This is a genomic window from Pseudomonas sp. F007 (assembly GCF_057814275.1).
Map to the genome: position 1 here is coordinate 396083 of NZ_JBVATA010000005.1, position 18077 is coordinate 414159.

General features: G+C 63.3%; 16 protein-coding genes. 7 read left to right on the forward strand and 9 right to left on the reverse strand.

The genetic code is table 11. The features are described from left to right. The first annotated feature begins 77 nt into the window (after positions 1 to 77). Positions 78 to 2561 (forward strand): TonB-dependent siderophore receptor, encoded by a 2484-nt coding sequence (locus ACZYR5_RS14595; protein ID WP_489090669.1) that lies wholly within the window; start codon positions 78 to 80, stop codon positions 2559 to 2561. Positions 2562 to 2684: 123 nt separating this feature from the next. Beyond that, entirely contained in the window at positions 2685 to 3518 is an 834-nt protein-coding gene (locus ACZYR5_RS14600; RefSeq protein WP_489090670.1) for a helix-turn-helix domain-containing protein, read from the forward strand. 8 nt (positions 3519 to 3526) lie between these two features. On the opposite strand, the gene ACZYR5_RS14605 is transcribed toward ACZYR5_RS14600, so the two are convergent. After that, on the reverse strand, positions 3527 to 4114 hold the full coding sequence (locus ACZYR5_RS14605; protein ID WP_489090671.1) for a LysE family translocator: 588 nt from the start codon (positions 4112 to 4114) through the stop codon (positions 3527 to 3529). 171 nt (positions 4115 to 4285) lie between these two features. Here ACZYR5_RS14605 and ACZYR5_RS14610 point away from each other — a divergent pair, with 171 nt between their 5' ends. Beyond that, a complete protein-coding gene (locus ACZYR5_RS14610) occupies positions 4286 to 4798 on the forward strand; it encodes a PaaI family thioesterase (protein ID WP_489090672.1) in 513 nt (170 codons plus the stop codon). Positions 4799 to 5156: 358 nt separating this feature from the next. Here ACZYR5_RS14610 and ACZYR5_RS14615 read toward each other — a convergent pair whose 3' ends face one another. From ACZYR5_RS14615 to ACZYR5_RS14630, 4 genes are all read right to left on the reverse strand, one after another. Further along, positions 5157 to 5486 (reverse strand): hypothetical protein, encoded by a 330-nt coding sequence (locus ACZYR5_RS14615; RefSeq protein ID WP_489090673.1) that lies wholly within the window; start codon positions 5484 to 5486, stop codon positions 5157 to 5159. Positions 5487 to 5561: 75 nt separating this feature from the next. Next, the gene (locus ACZYR5_RS14620) at positions 5562 to 6407 is read right to left on the reverse strand and encodes a phytanoyl-CoA dioxygenase family protein (protein ID WP_489090674.1); all 846 of its coding nucleotides are present in this window, start codon (positions 6405 to 6407) and stop codon (positions 5562 to 5564) included. A gap of 1 nt (position 6408) precedes the next feature. After that, positions 6409 to 7188 (reverse strand): ABC transporter substrate-binding protein, encoded by a 780-nt coding sequence (locus tag ACZYR5_RS14625; protein WP_489090675.1) that lies wholly within the window; start codon positions 7186 to 7188, stop codon positions 6409 to 6411. A 45-nt stretch (positions 7189 to 7233) separates the two neighbouring features. Beyond that, positions 7234 to 8409, reverse strand: a complete 1176-nt coding sequence (locus tag ACZYR5_RS14630; RefSeq protein ID WP_489090676.1) for a M20 aminoacylase family protein — start codon at positions 8407 to 8409, stop codon at positions 7234 to 7236. Between the two features lie 192 nt (positions 8410 to 8601). On the opposite strand from ACZYR5_RS14630, the gene ACZYR5_RS14635 reads away from it, so the two are divergent. The 4 genes from ACZYR5_RS14635 (at position 8602) to ACZYR5_RS14650 (ending at position 12528) form a co-directional block, all read left to right on the forward strand. Then, the gene (locus tag ACZYR5_RS14635) at positions 8602 to 9516 is read left to right on the forward strand and encodes a LysR family transcriptional regulator (RefSeq protein WP_489090677.1); all 915 of its coding nucleotides are present in this window, start codon (positions 8602 to 8604) and stop codon (positions 9514 to 9516) included. A 201-nt stretch (positions 9517 to 9717) separates the two neighbouring features. Continuing rightward, the gene (locus ACZYR5_RS14640) at positions 9718 to 11214 is read left to right on the forward strand and encodes a methyl-accepting chemotaxis protein (protein WP_489090678.1); all 1497 of its coding nucleotides are present in this window, start codon (positions 9718 to 9720) and stop codon (positions 11212 to 11214) included. 170 nt (positions 11215 to 11384) lie between these two features. Continuing rightward, complete coding sequence (locus ACZYR5_RS14645) at positions 11385 to 11825, forward strand: hypothetical protein (RefSeq protein WP_489090679.1); 441 nt, start codon at positions 11385 to 11387, stop codon at positions 11823 to 11825. A 61-nt stretch (positions 11826 to 11886) separates the two neighbouring features. Beyond that, positions 11887 to 12528, forward strand: a complete 642-nt coding sequence (locus ACZYR5_RS14650; RefSeq protein WP_489090680.1) for a LysE family translocator — start codon at positions 11887 to 11889, stop codon at positions 12526 to 12528. Here ACZYR5_RS14650 and dsdC read toward each other — a convergent pair whose 3' ends face one another. The 4 genes from dsdC to ACZYR5_RS14670 all read right to left on the reverse strand — a co-directional run bounded on the left by dsdC (position 12529) and on the right by ACZYR5_RS14670 (position 17958). Continuing rightward, the gene (gene dsdC / locus ACZYR5_RS14655) at positions 12529 to 13476 is read right to left on the reverse strand and encodes a DNA-binding transcriptional regulator DsdC (protein ID WP_489090681.1); all 948 of its coding nucleotides are present in this window, start codon (positions 13474 to 13476) and stop codon (positions 12529 to 12531) included. A gap of 49 nt (positions 13477 to 13525) precedes the next feature. Then, positions 13526 to 14872, reverse strand: coding sequence for a D-serine ammonia-lyase (dsdA, locus tag ACZYR5_RS14660; RefSeq protein ID WP_489090682.1), 1347 nt, complete (start codon positions 14870 to 14872; stop codon positions 13526 to 13528). Positions 14873 to 14910: 38 nt separating this feature from the next. After that, complete coding sequence (locus tag ACZYR5_RS14665; RefSeq protein WP_489090683.1) at positions 14911 to 16254, reverse strand: GntT/GntP/DsdX family permease; 1344 nt, start codon at positions 16252 to 16254, stop codon at positions 14911 to 14913. A 165-nt stretch (positions 16255 to 16419) separates the two neighbouring features. Then, positions 16420 to 17958: a sensor domain-containing diguanylate cyclase gene (locus tag ACZYR5_RS14670; RefSeq protein WP_489090684.1), complete on the reverse strand. Its 1539-nt coding sequence runs from the start codon at positions 17956 to 17958 to the stop codon at positions 16420 to 16422. Between the last annotated feature and the right edge of the window lie 119 nt (positions 17959 to 18077).

Genomic DNA, 18077 nt, shown 5'->3' on the forward strand with positions numbered 1-18077 from the left:
TCCCTTTCCCGTTGTTCGTTCGGTTAACCCCACAGAAGCACTTCAATTGCCGATCGACATGATCCAAAGGGACCTCCATGCCGCACCACGTCGCCGCCCGTTTTCGATTCGCCTTGCGCCCCCTGGCGCTGGCTTTGCCGGCCGCTCTGCTGAGCCTTGCCCCGGCCGCCGCCCACGCCGCTGAAAGCCCTGCCAGCGAACAGTCCAGCAGCAAGCGCCAGTACGCCATCGCCGCCGGCTCTCTGGTCGCCGCGCTGAACAGCTTTGCCGAACAAGGCGGCGTGTTCCTCGCCGGGCACAACGACCTGGCCAGCGGCAAACGCAGCGCCGGGCTCAATGGCAACTTCACCGCCCAGGAAGCTTTGCAACGCCTGTTGCAGGGCAGCGGCCTGCAAGCCCAGGCCCTGGACAACGGTGGCTACATCCTGCAACCGGCGCCCAAGGGCGACGGCACCCTGGAACTGGGCGCCACGACCATTTCCGGCAGCCAGGCCCTCGGCGCGACCACCGAAGACACCCACTCCTACACCACCGGTTCGACCTCATCGGCCACCGGCCTGCCGCTGTCGCTGCGCGAAACGCCGCAATCGGTCACCGTGATCACCCGTCAGCAAATGGACGACCGCGGCGCCCAGGATGTCGGCGATCTGCTGCGCAATACCCCGGGTATCACCCAGCAGGCCTATGACACCGACCGCATGGAGTTTTCCTCCCGCGGCTTCGCCATCACCAATTACCAGTACGACGGCATCAACCGTCCGTACGACGGGGTCTACGGCGAAGCGGCGACCAACGTCGACGCCGCCACCCTCGATCGCGTCGAAGTGATCAAGGGCGCCACCGGCCTGATGACCGGTTCCGGCGACCCGTCCGCCACAGTCAACCTGGTGCGCAAGAAGCCGACCAAAGAGTTCAAGGCCTCGGTCAGCGGCACCGTCGGCTCCTGGGATGCCTACCGCACCGAAGGCGATATCTCCGGTTCGTTGAACGACAGCGGCAGCGTGCGCGGACGATTCGTCGGCGCCTATCAGGACAAGAACTCCTACCTGGACCACTACAGCCAGAAGAAAGACCTGTTCTACGGCATCCTCGAAGCCGACCTGACCCCCGACACCCTGCTGACCTTCGGCATCGACAAGTCGAGTGTCACCCCACGCGGCACCTCCTGGACCGGCAACCCGACCTACTTCGCCGACGGCGGGCGCACCGACTTCCCACGGCACTTCAACCCGGGCGCCGACTGGAGCCGTCGCGACTTCGACGACATCACCTACTTCACCTCCCTGGAGCAGGCGCTGGCCAACGACTGGACACTCAAGGTCAGCCTCGATCAGAAAACCACCGACCACGACACCCGCCTGGCCTCGGCCAGCGGTGGCAACCCGGACCGCGCCACCGGCGAAGGCATGTTCCTGTACTGGGGCCGCTGGGAAGGTCATCGGGTGCAGAACACGGCGGACGTGAACGTCTCGGGCCCTTTCAGCCTCGGCGGTCGCGAGCATGACCTGGTGGCCGGCGTGATGACCTCGCACTCGCGCCAGACCGGCGCCACCTACGACACCAGCGCCTTCGCCCAGGTGCCTGGGAGCATCTACGACTGGGACGGCGACCTGCCGTATCAGAACTTCCCGAAAAACGGCAAGTACGAGCGCACCCAGAGCCAGAACGGTGTGTACCTGGCCACCCGCCTGCGCCCTACCGATGACCTGTCGTTCATCCTCGGCGGTCGCGTCAGCACCTTCAAATACAACGAAGACTACCGCTATTACCCGGGCGCCGGCCTCGACCCGACGCACGCCAGCTACAAGGAACATGGCGTCGTCACGCCGTACGCCGGGGTGGTCTATGACCTCGACGATACCTACTCGGTCTACGCCAGCTACACCTCGATCTACCAGCCACAGACCTACAAGGACAGCGACGGCAAGACCCTGGCGCCGGTCGAGGGTAACAGCTACGAAACCGGCCTCAAGGCCGCATATCTCGATGGCCGCTTGTACGCCAGCCTGGCGCTGTTCCGCATCGAGCAGGACAACGTCGCCGAGTCGATCGGCACCAACCCGGTGACCAACGAAGGCATCTACAAGGCCATCGACGGCGCGACCACCCAGGGCATCGAACTGGAGCTGGCCGGCGAACTGCAGGACGGCTGGAACCTGATGGCCGGCTACACCTATGCGCGCACCCGTGACCAGGACGAGCAACGAATCTTCGGCTACCCGCTGACCACCTCGAAACCGGAACACGTGATCCGCACCTTCACCACCTACCGCCTGCCGGGCGCGCTGGACAAGGTCACCGTCGGAGGCGGCGTCAGTTGGCAGAGCGCGTTCTACGGCAACATCTACAGCCCGACCGTGGGCGACTACACGCGGATCAAGCAAGGCGGCTTCACCCTGGTCGACCTGATGACCCGCTATCAGGTCAACGAGCACCTGAGCTTCACCGCCAATGCCAACAACGTCTTCGACAAGAAGTACCTGTCGGGCCTCGGCAACTTCGACACCACCTTCTACGGCGAGCCTCGCAACCTGACGCTCACCACCCGGTGGGACTTCTAAGCCAGTACCCCCCGCACGCCGTCCACTCCCCGGACGGCGTGCGATTTTCCTGCGGGTTACCGCGAGCCTTTAGCCACCAGAGCGCTTACACTGCCCCTCTGCACTGCACAAGGACCGCGACCGATGAACCCTGCCAGCTCCCGGAATGCCGACCAGGCCCCACGTTTCTGGCGCGACGACGCCCTGCCCTTCATCGAGGCCCGGGCCATCGCCGACGGTCGCCAGGTCTGCTACTCGCGCCATTCCCACGAGCATTTTTCCATCGGCGCCATCACTGCCGGGCGCAGTACCTATCTGCACGAGCACTCGTCCTTCGAAGTGACTGCCGGCACCGTGGTGCTGATGAATCCGGGCGACGTGCACGCCTGCAACCCCATCGAGGATCAACCCTGGTCCTATCGCATGCTGTATGTCGAGACGCCGTGGCTGACTGACTTGCAGCACCAGATGGGTTTTGCCGCCGAACTTGATTTTCGCCGTTTCAGCAGCACCCACAGCACCGATCTCGAGCTGTTCAAAGGCCTCAATCAGTTGTACGAGGTGCTGGTGGATGAACAGGCCAGCACCCTGCACAAACACAGCACGGCGGTGGCTTTTTTCAGCGAGGTACAGATCCGTCTCAACCCGGCTGAGGTCGAGGTCGCCGAACCCAACTTCAAGCTGGAGCGGGCCGCTGAATACATTAGCGAACACTGCACCCAGGCGCTGAAACTCGAGGACATCTGCGCGGCGGCGCAGCTCTCGGCCTCATACCTGATCCGTGCCTTCAAGCTGCGCTACGGCATGACGCCCCACGCCTATCTGGTCAACCGGCGCATTCAGTTCGCCCGCCAGCAACTGCGCCAGGGCCGGCTGATCGCCGACGTCGCGCTGGAGGCCGGGTTTGCCGATCAGGCGCATTTCCAGCGGGCGTTCAAACAGCACCTGGCGGCGACACCGGGACAGTATCGCGGCTGAGCGCTCCCTTACGGCAACAGCAGATAACCGGCGCTCGCTGCCAGCAAGGCGGCCATCAGGCGATTGAACAGGCGCATCCCGGCGGCGTTTCTCAGGTAGTGCCGCAGGAAGGTGCCGGCATAGGCCCAGCACGCCATCGACAGGTAGCAGATCACCAGGTAGATCGCCGCAAACTGCCAGACCAGGCGCATCTCGCCGTCCGCGACAAAGGCCCCCATCCCGGCCACACACGCCAGCCAGGCTTTCGGATTGAGCCACTGCATCAAGGCACCATACAAAAAACTCGGCGCCTTGCCCTCGTTGGCGCCGCCCAGTCGACCGTCATCGGCGGCGAGCTTCCAGGCCATGAATAAAAGAAACCCCACCCCGGCCCACTGCACGATACGGGTCAGCACCGGCCAGGCTTGCAGCAACTCATGCAGCCCCAGCCCCATCAATACCAGCAACAGCACAAAGCCCAGGGTCGCCCCCGCCACATGCCGCTGACTGGCACGAAAGCCGTAGTGCGCCCCGGAACTGAGGGCGACGATGTTCACCGGCCCGGGGGTTATCGAAGCGACCAGAGCAAAGGCGGCCATGGAAATCATCAGACTCATTGCGTACTCCACACACTTGGGGACATCCCGGGGCTCAAGGTAGGGGGATGGCTTCCTGCTGTATTGAAGAAAAACGCCCTGTAGCCATACGACAACAACCCTTTGACGGGTTCTGATAAACGCTGAATTCCGTTAGTCTGGGATTTTTCTTACCCAGGAAGGAACCAGGAAATGCCCATGCTCGACACCCCCCTGCAAGACCTCGCTGCCCCCGAAGGCGTCTGCTACGGCTGTGGCGGCCGCAATCCCCACGGCCTGCACATCAAGAGCCGCTGGGATGAGGATGGCTCGCAGGTGATCGCCGAGCATTTGCCGGACGAGAAGTACTGCGGCTGGCCGGACCTGGTCTACGGCGGGCTGATCGCCATGCTGGTGGATTGCCACTCCAACTGGACCGTCATGGCCTACCACTACCGCGCCGAACAACGCGAAGCCGGCAGCCTGCCGCGTATCGACTGCGTCACCGGCAACCTCGGCATCAAGTTCATCAAACCCACGCCCATGGGCGTAAAACTGACCTTGAAGGCGCGGGTTGAAGGCGAAGTCGGACGCAAGACCCGGGTGATCTGCGAGATCTATGCAGGGGATGTGCTGACGGCGGTGGGGGATTCGGTGTTTGTGCGGGTGGATACGGGCCGGTTGGCGGCGGCGGCGCATGGGCGGGAGGAGACGCCGGGGGCGTGAGGTTGGGGGCTGTTACTGTGGGGATGGTGTACATGCCCCAACATCCGGCCCCCTCGCTTAGGCTCGGCGTACCTTCGCTCCGTGCTCCCCTCGGATGAATGCCTCCGCTCAGCCCTCTGTAACGGGGCCGTTGACTCAAAACCAAAAGCAGCCGAGGCGGCCTACCGGCCGGCCTATTCTGGGGAGCCGACGCCGCTCAAAAACTGTGGGAGCCAGCCTGCTGGCGATGGTCGTTAACGATGACGCAGCTAGCCTGAGTGCACGCGGCGGCCTCTGGTTTTTCGCGAGCAAGCTCGCTCCTACAAGGTTTTGCGGTGATTGCGAGAACCGTAAACAAATACAACCAGCCACCCCGCTCTCACCTGCGCGCCACCTTGTACCTCACACAATCCCCATAAAAAATCTCCCGCACCGCCGCCGGCTTCATCCGCGATTTACTGTCATAAGTCTGCTCGGTAATGCCTAACGCCATCATGCGCATCCACGGCTTGTTGAACTTGTAGGCCTGGATCTTCTGCCGCGCCGCATACAGAGACACCCCCGACAATTTCAGCTCCTGCGCCCGGGCCGCTGTGCCTGCGCCCCAACTGCAGACATAGCGGTCATTGGCCGGCAGTTCCTTGGCCTCGGCGCAAACGGCGACGCCAGCCAAGGCAAACGGGATCAGCGCACTCATTACATTTCGCATTACTAGTTCCGTCTAACCGCCTGAATTGCGGCGATTTTGACGAGATGTTTCGGGGCTGGGGGCCAGCAAATTGCCTTATCGCTGGTTTTCCTGCTGCCACAGGGTCGGGAACAATGGATGCTCCAGGGGCACGTCCGCCGCCAGCGCTTCGCGCAACCCCGGGAACTCCGGCGAGGTGGTCCAGGGCCGTGGCGCGTGGCGTACGTCGTCGCCGATCACCCGCACCGAAAACGCCCGGCGACGGTGTTGCCCGCCGACTCCCGACGAAGCGTGCAAGGTCAGCATGTTGAAGCACACCATGTCCCCCGGTGCCAATTCCCAGCCGAGGATCGGAAAATCCTCGCGGTGATTTTCAATGTCCGGCAACTCCCCCAGCGTGCCCTCGGCAAACCATTTGGCCTGGCTGTCGAGGAACGAGCGCGGCATCAACCACGGCCCCTTGTGCGAGCCGCCGATGAATTCCAGGGTCGAGGCCCGGGGCACCGGGTCCACCGGGATCCAGAAGCTGACGGTGTCCGAGCCGCTGATGTTGTAGTACGGCTGATCCTGGTGCCAGGGCGTGCGCTGGCGGGTGTTCGGCTCCTTGACCAGCAGGTGGTCATGGTGCAGACGCACCTGGCGACTGCCCAGCAGGGCCGCGGCGATCGGCGCCAGCGCCGAGTTGAAGATGAAATCGCGATAATCAGGGTTCTCCTGCCAGTTGCAGAAGTCCTCAAAGAACCAGCCCGGATCGCTGGCGCTGCTCGCCACCTTCGCGCGCGGGCTGGGGCTGGCCAGGTTGCTTTCGATCCCTCGGGTCAGGAGGTTGATCTGCTCCGGGCTGAAGGCATTGCGGATGCACACGGCGCCGTGGGTCTGGAAGGCGCGCACCGCCTCGTCATCGATCGGGCAGGCGAAGCCAGGGTCGTCGAGTCGGCTCATGTCACTCTCCATAGATGTCGAAGTTGAAATACTTCTTGGCGATCTGATCGTATTCGCCGGACTGACGGATGTTCGCCAGGGCGGTATTCAGTTGCTCCTTCAACTGCGGTTCGTTCTTGCGAATGCCGATGGCCACGCCGTCGCCGATGATGCTCTTGTCGGTGATCGGCTCGCCGGCGAAGGCGAAGCCCTGGCCCTGGGGTGTTTGCAGCAAGCCGGCATCGGCCTGTACGGAAGCCTGGAAGCTGGCATCGAGACGGCCATTGATCAGGTCGGAGAACACCTGGTCCTGGGTCTGGTAGGTGTGAATGTTCACGCCTTTGTTGCCCCACTGCGCCCGGGCGAAGCTCTCATGCAGGGTGCCTTGCACCACGCCCACCGATTTGCCGGCCAGCGATTCGGCGGTGGGCAGCAGGCCGCTGTCCTTTTTCGCCACCAGGGATGAGGGCGCGGTGTAGATCTTGTCGCTGAAATCCACCTGCTGGCGGCGCACTGCGGTGGCGCTGAAGGCCGAGAGGATGGCGTCGAACTTGCGCGCCTTGAGGGCCGGGACCATGCCGTCGAAATTCTGCTCGACCCAGATGCACTTGACCTGCAGTTCGGCGCACAGCGCATTGCCCAGGTCGATGTCGAAACCGCTCAGCGAGCCGTCCGGCTGTTTCTGCTCGAACGGCGGGTAGCTGGGGTCGACACCGAACTTGATCACCGGCTGTGCCTGGGCCAGCGGCGTGATGATCAGCCCCAGCAACAGGGCGCGAAGGGAACGTCTGGATAGCTGCATGATGACCTCATTGTTATGGGTTATTCACGGTTTTCGGGTCGTTATTCAAGGGTTCAGCGCCAGGAAGGCTTCGGTCAGCTTGACCCAGAAGCCAGCGCCGCGAATCAGGATGTCGTCGTTGAAGTCGTAGCGCGGGTCATGGGCCATGCAGCTTTTCTCGCCATCGCCATTGCCGATGATCAGGTAGCAACCGCGGCATTTCTGCAGGAAATAGGCGAAATCCTCACTGCCGTTGAACGGCACGATATCGTTCAACACCTCGTCCTCACCCAGCCAATCGGTGGCGACCTGGCTGGCAAAACGGGTCATCTCGGCGTCATTGATCAGCAGCGGGTAGTCGGCACTGTAGTGGATCTCGGCAGTGGCGCCGAATGCCTGGGCCTGGGCATGGATCAACTGCTTGATCTGGCTTTCCAGGCGGTCGCGCACCGTGTTGTTCAGGGCACGCACCGAGATCAGCATCTGCGCACTGTCGGGGATCACGTTGGAGGCTTTGCCGGCGTTGATCGAGCCGACGGTGATCACGCTCATGTCCTGGGGCGAGACGTTGCGCGAGACGATGGTCTGCAAGGCCATGATGATGCTGGCGCAGACCACCACCGGGTCGACCGTCAGGTGCGGCATGGCACCGTGGCCGCCGACGCCATGGATGGTCACCGTGACCTGGTCGGCAGACGCCATGAACGGCCCCGCACGAAAGCCCAGCGTGCCCACCGGGTAGCCCGGCATGTTGTGCGCGGCAAACACCGCGTCGCAGGGAAACTGCTGCAGCACGCCCTCCTCGATCATCCGCCGGGCACCGGCCAGGCCTTCTTCGGCCGGCTGGAAAATCAGGTGCACGGTGCCATCGAACGGGTGGTCGTGGGCCAGGGCATAGGCCGCCGCCAGCAGCATCGTGGTGTGCCCGTCATGCCCGCAGGCGTGCATCTTCCCGGGGATCTTGCTGGCGTAGGGCAAGCCGGTCTTCTCGAGGATCGGCAGCGCGTCCATGTCGGCGCGAATGCCGATCACCCGGGAGCTGGTGCCTTTCTTCAAGGTGCCGATCACGCCGGTCTCCGCCAGCCCCCGGGTCACCTGGTAACCCCAGCGGGTCAGGCGCTCGGCCACCAGGGCGCTGGTTTCGACCTCCTGATACCCCAACTCGGGGTGGGCGTGGATCTGCTGGCGCAGTTCGCGCATTTCCTGCTCGATCTCTTGCAACAACGGGAGGGTCTGGGGCATGGCTGGCTCGATCCTTGTTGAACGCCAGGCAACTTTTGCGCAAAGTGCCAGGGCGTTTTCTGCTACGGTCCGGCAGCCCCATTCGGGGTTGCAGGCCAGGTCGGTGTGGGCTCGAGCTTAAAGCGCGCGGGCATCGCCCAACAGGCAATTGAAAGTCAACAGGGCAACCCAGGGTTAACAGCGGGAGCAAGCATGAAGTTTTATCAACTCAATGCACTTGTGGCGGTGGCGGACGCCGGCAGTATCCGCGGCGCGGCAAAACGCCTGGACACCTCGCCGGCCGCCGTGACCAAGGCCTTGCAGAAGCTGGAGGCCGACACCGCGACCCAGCTGCTGATCCGCAATACCTCGGGAATCGCCTTCACCGAGCTGGGCAAGAAGCTGTTGATCCAGGCGCGCCTGCTGGTGGCGCAGATGGTCAGCGCGCGCCAGGTGTTGGCCGACAGCAGCGGCGAGTTGGTGGGGCGCCTGGCGGTTTCGGTGACGCCCTGGCTGGCAATGACCCTGATGCCCAAGGCGATCGTGCGCTTTCGCCAGTTGTTCCCGCAGGTGCAACTGGAGCTGTATGAAGGCCTGTCGTCGGTGGCCTGCCCGATGGTCCGCGATGCCAGCGTCGACCTGTTCATCGGCCGCCTGGATACGCGTTTTTCCAGCAGCGACCTGACCTACCTGCCGCTGTTTACCGCCGACTGCGCGGTGGTCGCCCGCCAGCAACACCCGCTGGCCGACAGCCGCAGCATGGCGCAACTGGCGGCAGCGGACTGGATCATGACCTCGCAGCAGGACAGCACGATTTCCACCCAGGGCCACGTGCATTTCGCCCATTCGCTGTCGATCACCTTGAGCCTGCTGCGCGACACCGACATGCTCAGCGTCTTTCCCTGGCCCCTGGTGGAGTTCTGTGCCCAGCGCGAAGGCCTCACCGCCCTGCCCTTGCGCGAGCCGATCGGCAGCGCCGCGGTCGGCGCCATCAGCCGCAGCGGCCAGCCGTTGCGCCCGGCGGCCGAGCGCTTCCTCGAGTGCCTGGTGGAGACCATTCATTTCGAAATGGGCCACGCCCAGTCGCCGTATCGGCGGATGTTGCAGACCGTCGATCTGCTGATCTGAAAGTAACTGCCGGGTTAATCGGCCAAACACCGGACTGGCGCTGAACAGCGACTAAAGCGCCCCCACTGCTTGCCGATAATCGATTCCAGACCGGGCGTTTTCCCCAATGCCTGCAGCGTTCGTTCGCCCCACCGCAGCCGTCTATTTCACGTGGTACCTGTTGTCTGTTTGGTTCTGACTCAATCAATGGAGTAAGAGTGAATGGTCCAACCTCCGCGTTTTTTCGAGCACTACCGCAAGGCCGACCGGATCATGCTGGGCCTGACCTGGTTGATGTTTATCTTCGCCCTGGGCCTTGGGTTCTGGCATGACACACTTGGCCAGGCCCTTTGGATCGGTGGCGGCACCAGCCTGTTGTTGACCCTGCTCTACCGCGCCATCGGCGGCAGACGCGTGATGCGTTGTGCCCTGGCGGTGGGCCTCATGGTCATGGCCGCCCTGCACATCAACCAGGCCCAGGGATTGATCGAAGCGCACTTCGGCATTTTCGCCTTGCTCGCGGTCCTCACCTTTTATCGCGACTGGCTGCCGATCCTGATTGCCGCCGCCACCATCGCCGCCCATCACGTGCTGTTCCATATCCTTCAGCATCAGGGGTTTGCGGTGTTTGTGATGGAGCATCACGGCGGCTGGAGCATGGTCTTCGTGCATGCCTTCTATGTAGTGATGGAAACCGTCGCCTTGCTCTATCTCGCCGTTCATAGCCAGGCTGAAGCAGTCGAAGCACAAGAGATGCTCGACCGCATGCTCGCCACCACCACGCAGTTTTCGGGTACGGCCGACAACGCTCAGGCCAGCCGCGTCCATGTCTCGCTGGCAGAGCGTTTCGACCTGTTCCTCAGCCAGATCACCCAACTGATCGACGGGGTCACCCGCGACTCCCAAGGGCTGGGGGAATTGGGCCATGAGCTGGCCCGGGCCAGCAGCACCCTGGAAACAGGCGCCAGACACCAATTGACAGAAATATCGCGGATGGAGACCTCCATGCAGCGCATGGGTGACGCCATGGGGCATATCGCGGTACAGGTGCAACAGGCCGTGGTGCATGCCGGCCAGGCCAGCACGCAAATCAGTCGGGGCCAGGCCAGTGTCAATCGCGCCCAGCAGGAAATCGGCCAATTGGCCGCGTCGATCCGCGGCACCAGCGCGACCATGGATACGTTGGCAGGTCAGGCGCAACAGATCGGCTCAGTACTGGAAGTGATCAGCAGCATTGCCGAGCAAACCAACCTGTTGGCGCTGAATGCCGCCATCGAGGCCGCCCGTGCGGGTGATCAAGGTCGCGGCTTCGCCGTGGTCGCCGATGAGGTTCGCAGTCTGGCGCAACGCACGGCGCTCTCGACCCGGGAAATCCGCGCGATCATCGAAGCGTTGCAGCAAGGCAGTCGCCAGGCGGTGGACGCCATGCACGACAGCCATGCCGGCGTCGAGCGCTGTGTCGAGGACAGCCGTCAGGCGGCCGAGATGCTCCAGGCGGTGGGCGTCGATATCGGCCACATCGACGCGCTCAACGGGCGCATTGTCTCCACCACCCGTGAACAAGCCACGGCCAACGAGGAAATCGTCGGCCGGTTGCAGTCGGTGCAGAACATCGCAAGGAGCACCGCGCAGGATATCGGCACACTGTCGCAGAGCAGCCAGCGCCTGCCGCCCATCGCCACGCGCCTGGACGCACTGGGCCGCACCTTCCACCCGTGACCGGCGCTGCGCCTGCGAGCGTGGGTCACGTTTGCCGGGCCTGGCGCCTCTTGTCACTGACGGGAGGCGAACAAGGCCGGGCCGATCCGATGCTACGCTTGGATTTCGGCAACAAGAGTCGATGCGATGCCATTCGCGCTTTTACTCCCCGGCGGTTCGAGGTCGCGACCATGACGCGCAGATTGATCGTGGGTATCAGCTTGCTGTCGATCGGCACGCTGGGCTTTGCCCTGCTGCAGTGGATCGTGGTGGCTCCCCCGCGTCACGATACGCTGTGCAACGACGCTCGCCAGGCGCTCAAGGGCGTGGAAATTCGCGCGCGGGCGATGGCGGCAGGCTTGTCGATCGACGGCTACACCCGGGAAGAGGAGGCCAAGGTGGCGGCGTTGATCAAGGCGCTGGACAGTGCCCATAGCGAGGCAGAGGTCAATGCGGTGATCGACGCCCACGCGGCCGCCATCGAGTCCCAGGTCGCGGCACTGGACGCCGAGGTGGATACCCGCGGTGAGCAGGTGTTCCTCGAGCAGCGCCTGGTCAAGCAGAAGATTCCGGTCGACATCAAGCTGGAACTGCAGCGCGCGGCCAAGGCGGTCAATCTGACCTGCAATTAGCCGTTGTCAGTCGGACATTTGCACGTAAAATCAACGCTCTCCCGTCCTACGAGTTCAGAAAATGGAAGTTCACTCGATCCTTGCCTACACCCTGGTCGCTGCAGTTTCCGTGGCCAGCCCCGGCCCCGCCACGTTGATGGCGCTGCACAACAGCCTGGCCTACGGCACTAAATCCACCCTCTGGTCGTCCCTGGGCAATATCAGCGGACTGTTCTGCATGTCCGCCGCCGCGATGCTTGGCCTGGGCGCCTTGATCGCCAGTTCCGAGCTGATCTTCAACGCGGTGAAAATCGCCGGTGCCGGTTATCTGTTCTATCTCGGCGCCAAACAGCTGCTGAAAAAGACCCCGCTGATCAGCGAGCCCATCGAGGGTGGTTCAAGCAGCCAGGCGCCTTCGCGCTTCAAGCTGTTCAAGTCGGCGTTCCTCACCGCCGCGACCAATCCCAAGGCGACGATTTTCTTTACCGCGCTGTTTCCCCAGTTCATCGACCAGAGCGCGGCCCTGTTGCCGCAGTTCCTGGTGCTGACCCTGATCTTCATGACGCTGTCGCTGCTCTCCCTGAGCCTCTATGCGCAACTCGCCTCCCGCGCCAAAGGCGTGCTGACCCGCCCGGTGTTTTCCCGGTGGCTGAATCGAATCGTGGGTTCGACCTTTATCTTCTTCGGCACGGCCATCATGACCATGCGCCGACAAACCGCCTGATCAGCCGGGCAACCCTTGCCCGGCACATTCCTTGAGCCAGTCGATCAGTACCTGCACCCGTTGCGGCATGGGCTGGCGATGGGGATGGACCAGGAAGTAATCGTAGCGACCGGGCTGGGTGAAACCGCCAAACGGCAGGATCAGTTCACCCTGGTCGACCCGGCTCTGCACCAGGCGTTGGCGGCCGATGGCGATCCCCGCATGGTTGATCGCCGCCGTGACACACAGGTCTGAACGATCAAAGGTCAGGCCGCGTTGCGGCAGAGAGTCCAGCAGCCCTTGCTGCTGCGCCCAGAGCTGCCATTCGGCGTCATACACCGCGTTGTCCCAGGCCAGTGCATCGTGCAGCAAGGTGCAGTGCCGCAGGTTCTGCGGGGTGTCGCACAAACCGTGGCGCTCGGCATATCGCGGGCTGCAGACCGGGGCAATGGTCTCGCTCATCAACGGGTGACTGACCAGCCCGGGAAACTCGCCATTGGCATACAGCAAGGCGAGGTCGATGTTTTGCGTGCGAAAGTCGATGGCGTCGTTGCCGACCCGGATGTCCAGGGCAATGTTCGGGTAACGCTGGTGAAAGTCGGCCAGGCGCGGTACCAGCCAGCATTGCGCGGCGGATGGCCGGGCGTACAAGGCCACCGAGCCGGACAGTTCGGCCTGGGGTGACTGCTGCAGTGCCTCGGTCAGTTGCCCCATCACCCCTTCGAGAATTGCGAACACTCGCTCGCCTTCGCAGGTCAGGCGCACACGCCGGGTCAGGCGCTCGAACAGGCGCAAGTCCAGGGCCTGCTCGAGCCGGGCAATACGATGGCTGACCGCACTGGGGGTGACGCACAATTCCTCGGCGGCCAGGGCAAAACTCAGGTGCCGCGCGGCCACCAGGAAGGTGTGCAGATTGGCAAACTGCGCACTGTTGAGGCGCGAGCTCAGTCGCGGAGGCAAATTCAGCATCGGTCTTTCCACGGCAAGTCACCCGGGGCCGTAGCCCCGGGCGTGTTGGTCAGGCCAACAGTTTACGGCCCTGACGCAGGTAAGCGTCCATTTCCACCTCCGGCACCATGCTGCCACCGGTGCCCCACACCAGGTGTGTAGCGTTGTTCATCCGCTGCGCATCGAGCCCCAGGCGCTGGCGATAACCCTGCTGCTCCTGCAACACGCGCAACATGCCCGGCACCCCGGCCAGCGCCGAAGGTTCCAGTTTCAGGCCTTCCTCGGCGTACAGCAGTGCCAGCAAGCGGTACATCTGATCGTCGTCGAGGGTGTAGTAACCGTCGATCAGGCGCTGCAGGGAACGTCCGACAAAACCCGAGGGCCGACCGACCGCCAGGCCATCGGCGGCAGTGCGATTGTCGATGCCGAAGTCGTAGACGCTGACGGCGTCGTGCAGCCCGGTGTAGACCCCGAGCATCATGCAGGGTGAATGGGTCGGCTCGGCAAAGATGCAGTGCACCGCGTCACCAAAGATCTGCTTCAAGCCGTACGCCACGCCGCCTGGGCCACCGCCTACGCCGCACGGCAGGTAGACGAATAGCGGGTGCTCGGCGTCGACCACAATGCCCTCGGCCACCAGTTGTTTCTGCAAGCGCCGCGCCGCCACGGCATAGCCGAGGAACAGGTTGATCGAGTTCTCGTCGTCGACAAAATGGCAGCGCGGGTCGCCCTCGGCCTGCCGCCGTCCCTGCTCCACCGCCACGCTGTAATCGGATTCGTACTCGACCACCGTCACCTCGCAGGCGCGCAAGCGATCCTTCTTCCACTGCCGGGCATCGGCGGACATGTGCACGCTGGCCTTGAAGCCCAGGCGCGCACTCATGATGCCGATGGACAGCCCGAGATTGCCGGTGGAGCCGACGGCGATGCTGTATTGACCAAAGAACGCCCGCGCCTGATCGCTGTCCAGCTTGCTGTAGCACTCACCGGGCTGCAGCAGGCCGCCCGCCAGCGCCAGGTCCTCGGCGTGCTTGAGCACTTCGTAGATCCCGCCACGGGCCTTGATCGAGCCGGAAATCGGCAGCAGGTTGTCGGCTTTCAGCCACAGCGCACCCTGCGGTGCAAGCGACTGCTCGGCACACAACACCGCCTGCAACCGCGGCAAGGCGATCAGCGGCGATTCGATGATGCCGGCGCTGGCCCGGGTCTCGGGGAACGCCGACTGGATGAAACTGGCAAAGCGCTCCAACCGCGCACTGGCGTCATCGACATCGGCCAGGTTCAGCGGCACATCGCCCATGGCCTGCGCGGTCGGCGCCAGCGCCGGGTTGAACCAGGTCGTCGGCTCGAGCCGCACCAGCGGCGCAATCAGCGGATGGCTCTGGCACCATTGTTCAAGGGTTTTGCTGTGAATCATGCTTTTACTCCAGACAGTGGACAGCGTCGCCAGCGGGTTCAGACCCAGCCCGTCACCAATAGGGTCATTCCCAGGGCGACTACCGAGGCCAGCAGGGTTGCGACGGTAAATTTTTTCAGCGCATCGGCCAGCGACACGCCCAGGTATTCCTTGACCACCCAGAACGCCGAGTCGGTGACGGTGGTCCAGCCGATCGCGCCGGCGCCAATCGCAATCACCACGATTTCACGGTTCTGCCCCGGCATCGCATCCAGCAGCGGCAGGACCATGCCGGCCGCACTGACCATGGCCACGGTTGCCGAGCCTACCGCCAGGTGCATCAGACCGGCGACAAACCAAGCCAGCAGGATCGGATTGAGGTCCCACTGCGACAAGGTGCTGGCCAGCACCTTGCCCACACCACTGTCGATCAACACGCCATTGAAGGCCCCGCCAGCGCCGATGATCAACAGGATATTGGCCAGCGGCGTAAAGGATTGACCGGTCAGGCGCTGCAACTCGGCCATGCTCAGGCCACGGTTCAAGCCCAATGCACCGTAGGCAAAAATCACCGCGATGGCCAGGGCGGTCAGTGGATTGCCGAGAAACATCATCAGCCGATACAGACCGCTCTCGTGGGGCAGGCCCATGGTCGCCAGAGTCTTGCCGACCATCAGCAGCAGCGGCAGCAAAATCACCAGCAGGGTCAGGCCGAGTCCGGGCATCGCACGGTTGGCAGTCAGCTGTCCGGCTTGCGCGTCCAGGCCCGATCCATCCGCCGGAGCATGCCGTGGGCACACCAACTTGACCCACAGCGGACCGGCAATGATCGCCGTCGGCAAGCCGATAATCAGGCCATAGACGATCACCTTGCCGACATCCGCCCCCAGCAACTGGGTGATCGCCATCGCCGCCGGATGAGGCGGCAACATGCAGTGCACGGTCATCAGCGACACCGCCAGCGGCAACCCGATGTAGAGGATATTCAGTCGGGTCTGCCTGGCCACCACGTAGATCAACGGAATCAGCAGTACAAAGCCGACTTCGAAGAACACCGGAATGCCGACGATGAACCCCACCAGCATCATCGCCCAACTCGCGCGCTGCTCGCCCAGGGTGCTGAGCAGGGTCTTGGCGATACGCTCGGCGCCGCCTGAGACTTCGAGCATCTTGCCCAGGATGCTGCCCAGGCCGATCACGGCCGCGAGAAAGCCGAGGGTGCCGCCCATGCCCTTTTCGAACGAGTCGGCGATGCTCGCCAGCGGCATGCCGGCACCGGCGCCGACGACAAAACTGGCGAGCATCAACGCCAGGAAAGAATGAACCCGAAACTTGACCACCAGCAGCACAATCAAGCCGATGGCCGCCGCCAATATCAGTAGTAAACCCGCCTCTTCGTGCATGACATCCCCTTGTTATTGTAGTGAGCGCATGAGGCCGCGCGGATCGCGGTCGCGGCGATTAAGCGTCAGGGGCAAGGGGCTTTACAAAGGATGGATCGTCAATGGATGGGTGATCTGGGGTCATGTATCGCAGGGGGGGGCAACAGCGCTCGTTGGAAATGCGCGTCAGCCTGTGGTGACAGCAGGCACATCGTAGACGGCCGCGCCCTGCTCCACTGCCCGATTGCGCCCCGTGGACTTGGCGTCGTACAGCGCCAGGTCCGCCGCCTCGATCAGGGCTTGTGGTCGAGCCAACTGCGGCCCCTGGGCAGTGGCAATGCCAATACTGACGGTCACCTGCCCGAACGGGCTGCTGGCGTGAGCCATGTTTTCCTGACGCAGGCGATCGAGGATCACCTGCGCCACCACCCGCGCACCGTCGGCTCCGGTGTTGGGCATGATCACCGCCATTTCCTCGCCACCGTAGCGCGCCACCAGGTCCGAGGGGCGCCGCACGCTGGCTTCGATGAGGCGACCGACCGCCTGCAGGCACGCATCGCCGGCCACATGTCCGAGGCTGTCGTTGAAGCCCTTGAAATAGTCGATATCGATCATCAACAACCCCAGTGTGCTGCCCTCGCGCTGCGCGCGGCGTGCCTCGATGGTCAGGGCTTCGTCGAAGCAGCGCCGATTCGCCAGGCCGGTCAGCGCATCCTTCATCGCCAACATTTCCAGTTGCCGATTGGAGTCGAGCAACTGCTGCTGAGTGCTCAGCAACTCGGATTCGACCTTGATGCGCCGGCGGATGTGCAAGATCAACTGCCTGCCGATAATGCCGGTGAGGGTCAGCAAGCTGATCACCAACCCCGTCGACAGCAGGGCTTCCTGGCGCCACGCCGTCAGGGCTTCATGCTTGCCGAGTGCAACCGTGGTCACCAGCCCCAGGCTGTCACTCCTGCGAAACGCGTAGAGCCGGTCCACGCCATCCAGAGTGGACGTGAGGGACGCGGTCCCCATCGATTGCTCCACCAGGTATTTGGCAAAGATCGGCGACTGCGAGAAGTTGCGGCCCATGTCCTGCTCGCGGAAGGGATAGCGCACCAGCAACGTACCGTCAGCGTCAGTCAGGCTGATGGCGCCCTCCTGCCCGACGTCGATCTGCCCGAACAGCCGCAGGAAGTTTTCCACGCCCAGGGTCACGGCCACCACCCCGGCAAAGGCTCCATCGGCGTCGTTGAAACGCCGGCTCACGGTGATCACCCACTCGTTGTTGGAGCGGCTGCGGATGGGTGGACCGATAAAGGGCTCGCGCGAGGGGTCGCTGCGGTGATGAATGAAATAAGCGCGGTCGCTGCTGTTGGCACCGACCGGAATCGGTCGGTTGGAGGACATCAACCAATGCCCATGAGTGTCATAGATGGTCACGCCGCTCAACTGCGGCATCAACGGCTGCTGACGTTTGACCAGCACGTTCAGGCGCTGGATATGCACGGGGTCGCTGCCTTCGGTTTCAAGGCGCTCGACCAGCCCGAGCAACAGCAAGGAGCTCTGGCGGACAATGCCATCGCTGTAGGTGGACAGCGCCTGGGTGAGGTTCAAGCCATGGATATTCGCCTCATCCAGCACACGCTCTCGGGAGTCCATGACTTTCCACAGGGTCAGCGACGCCAATGAACAGCCGACAATCAGCAGCAGGAGCACAACAAGATGAAGGTCACGTCTCACATCAGTACCCAATGGAAAGTCCGGTTCCAGGCAGACCAAGCAGGCGTATGTCCTCGCCTTGTACAAGGATACAAGTTGTACAGGGCAGACGCAGCAACAGAATGTGAAGCGCCTGATTG

Coding starts and splice junctions, on each gene's coding strand:
- ACZYR5_RS14595 (WP_489090669.1), top strand. CDS start 78: ATGCCGCACCACGTCGCCGCCCGTTTTCGATTCGCCTTGCGCCCCCTG.
- ACZYR5_RS14600 (WP_489090670.1), top strand. CDS start 2,685: ATGAACCCTGCCAGCTCCCGGAATGCCGACCAGGCCCCACGTTTCTGG.
- ACZYR5_RS14605 (WP_489090671.1), bottom strand. CDS start 4,114: ATGAGTCTGATGATTTCCATGGCCGCCTTTGCTCTGGTCGCTTCGATA.
- ACZYR5_RS14610 (WP_489090672.1), top strand. CDS start 4,286: ATGCCCATGCTCGACACCCCCCTGCAAGACCTCGCTGCCCCCGAAGGC.
- ACZYR5_RS14615 (WP_489090673.1), bottom strand. CDS start 5,486: ATGCGAAATGTAATGAGTGCGCTGATCCCGTTTGCCTTGGCTGGCGTC.
- ACZYR5_RS14620 (WP_489090674.1), bottom strand. CDS start 6,407: ATGAGCCGACTCGACGACCCTGGCTTCGCCTGCCCGATCGATGACGAG.
- ACZYR5_RS14625 (WP_489090675.1), bottom strand. CDS start 7,188: ATGCAGCTATCCAGACGTTCCCTTCGCGCCCTGTTGCTGGGGCTGATC.
- ACZYR5_RS14630 (WP_489090676.1), bottom strand. CDS start 8,409: ATGCCCCAGACCCTCCCGTTGTTGCAAGAGATCGAGCAGGAAATGCGC.
- ACZYR5_RS14635 (WP_489090677.1), top strand. CDS start 8,602: ATGAAGTTTTATCAACTCAATGCACTTGTGGCGGTGGCGGACGCCGGC.
- ACZYR5_RS14640 (WP_489090678.1), top strand. CDS start 9,718: ATGGTCCAACCTCCGCGTTTTTTCGAGCACTACCGCAAGGCCGACCGG.
- ACZYR5_RS14645 (WP_489090679.1), top strand. CDS start 11,385: ATGACGCGCAGATTGATCGTGGGTATCAGCTTGCTGTCGATCGGCACG.
- ACZYR5_RS14650 (WP_489090680.1), top strand. CDS start 11,887: ATGGAAGTTCACTCGATCCTTGCCTACACCCTGGTCGCTGCAGTTTCC.
- dsdC (WP_489090681.1), bottom strand. CDS start 13,476: ATGCTGAATTTGCCTCCGCGACTGAGCTCGCGCCTCAACAGTGCGCAG.
- dsdA (WP_489090682.1), bottom strand. CDS start 14,872: ATGATTCACAGCAAAACCCTTGAACAATGGTGCCAGAGCCATCCGCTG.
- ACZYR5_RS14665 (WP_489090683.1), bottom strand. CDS start 16,254: ATGCACGAAGAGGCGGGTTTACTACTGATATTGGCGGCGGCCATCGGC.